We start from the raw sequence: 1,880 nt of genomic DNA, 5'->3' as shown, positions 1-1,880 counted from the left end.
ACTGTTAATGGTGATGACACTGTGTCTGATGGTCTATGCTGCTATCCAGCACAGAGAATCGGGGGCGGGTTTTTTGATTGTGGCAATATATTTTTCATCAGCGTAAAAGACAATGGTTATGCATTATTAAGGTCTGATCCTAAAATCCCATATCTCTTATTAAAAATTCTGTTTTTTGTGGAACTCAATCCGCTGATTTTTGCCCTACCCACAGTGTTGAGTCAAATGGCAGGCTAAAGCGATGAATGGTGTCGGTAGAAACGAGGCAAATTTATTCTTTGAATGTTCTATCTGTAGTGGTGACGACGGCTATTACGGACAGCTTGGCGGGCGTTCTCTGGTCAAAACCTCTTGCGATGCACGTGACGTTTTCCACCTGGAATGCATCACAGACTGGCTCAACAGTGAACAACAGTCAGCAATGGCTCTTGACCAACGCCAATGTGCATGCAGGCAACCGGCACTGCCATTGATTCGTATGGACGGTAGGAGACCGCTTGTTGACAAATCCCCTTATTGTGAAACCCAGATATTTTATTACTGTCGCACCGGAAATCTGCCCGAGCTGAGGGCGCTCCTGCGCCAGGACAAGACTTTGGCCAATCGGACTTACCATTCGGTGACCACCGGTCATCCTGAACACCTGTTAGCTGTCGCCTTAAAGAACGGACATACTAATGTAGTCGGGCTCCTGATCGGCTTCGGTGCCGATGTCAATGCCGTCGAGCACAATGGTGAGACCCCCTTGCAAATTGCTGCCCGGATGCGCCGCACCGAGGACTTCAATATGCTGGTGAGGGCAGGGGCGGATATCAATAACGTACTGCGCACCGCTGTCCAGGGGGGCGATGCTCCACTGCTTCAATATCTGAGCAGCACCGAGTCTGGCCAACTTGCCCTTAATAACGCTCTGCGCGAAGCCGCCGAGCGGGGGCAAACGCAGCGTCTTGAAATCCTGATCACAGCGGGAGCGAACAACCTTAACGATGCCTTGCGCGTCGCCACCGAGCGGGGCCAAACGCAGTGTCTGAGATCTCTGATCAATCTGGGAGCGAACGACCTTGACGGTGCCTTGAACATCGCTGTTCTGTCAGGCTACACCGAGGGCCGACGTGTTCTGGAACAACATGGTGCAAATATTTTTACTGCACTGAACACTGCTGCCAGTGAAAGTTCTTTGGAAATTTTCAAGCGTCTCTACGAGAGACACTTCAACGAAACCAATGAAGAAGGTCAAACACCGTTGCATATCATTGCAGCCAAAGGGCATAGCGGGTGCCTGGAAAGGATGCTTGAAATCAGCAGAGAGAAGGTCAATGCCCGCAACAATAGCGGCGAAACAGCCTTGCATCTGGCCGCTTGTAACGGCCACGGCGAATGCCTGAGAAAGCTGATTGAAAAGGGGCGAATTTGAATGCCACCAATAAGTACGGCGAAACGGCTCTTCACGTAGCTGCTGTTAATGGCCAAACAAGGGCCATCCAGAAATTGCTGAAGATGAACCCCTCCTTGGCCAAAGAGAAGGATATCTATGGTCAAACGGCTCTCCACTTAGCTGTTCATCAAGGCGACACACGGCCATCCAGATATTGCTGGAGATTGCCAAAGAGAAGAATAAAGATGGCGATACGGCTCTCCACTTAGCTGCTCGTAATGGAAAAACAGAGGCCATCCAGACATTGCTGAACTTTGACCGCTCACTGGCCAAAGAGAAGGCTAACGATGGCTCTACGGCTCTCCACGCAGCTGCTTATCAAGGCCAAACAGAGGCCATCCAGAAATTGCTGGAGTTTGACCCCTCCCTGGCCAAAGAGAAGACTAACTCAGGCTCGACGGCTGCCCACTTAGCGGAAATGAATGGCCACAAAGAGACCGTCAAG

At 50.8% G+C, this 1,880-nt stretch carries 3 protein-coding genes and 1 pseudogene; all 4 read left to right on the top strand.

The annotated features are described in order from the left end of the window. A partial coding sequence (locus KDK15_RS18615; RefSeq protein WP_257296894.1) for a hypothetical protein occupies nucleotides 1-237 on the top strand: 237 nt, incomplete at its 5' end. 4 nt (nucleotides 238-241) lie between these two features. Beyond that, the gene (locus KDK15_RS18610; protein WP_257296893.1) at nucleotides 242-1,414 is read left to right on the top strand and encodes an ankyrin repeat domain-containing protein; all 1,173 of its coding nucleotides are present in this window, start codon (nucleotides 242-244) and stop codon (nucleotides 1,412-1,414) included. Continuing rightward, nucleotides 1,411-1,644: an ankyrin repeat domain-containing protein gene (locus tag KDK15_RS21620; RefSeq protein WP_373691410.1), complete on the top strand. Its 234-nt coding sequence runs from the start codon at nucleotides 1,411-1,413 to the stop codon at nucleotides 1,642-1,644. The genes KDK15_RS18610 and KDK15_RS21620 overlap by 4 nt, the downstream gene beginning before the upstream one ends. Further along, nucleotides 1,563-1,880, top strand: a pseudogene (locus tag KDK15_RS21615) (ankyrin repeat domain-containing protein); the annotation flags it as partial. The gene KDK15_RS21620 and the pseudogene KDK15_RS21615, both read left to right, overlap by 82 nt.

Source organism: Endozoicomonas sp. YOMI1, from assembly GCF_024606345.1.
Classification (GTDB): Bacteria; Pseudomonadota; Gammaproteobacteria; order Pseudomonadales; family Endozoicomonadaceae; genus Endozoicomonas.
Note: the sequence above shows the minus strand (reverse complement) of the source record. Positions and strands in the feature narration are given on the sequence as shown.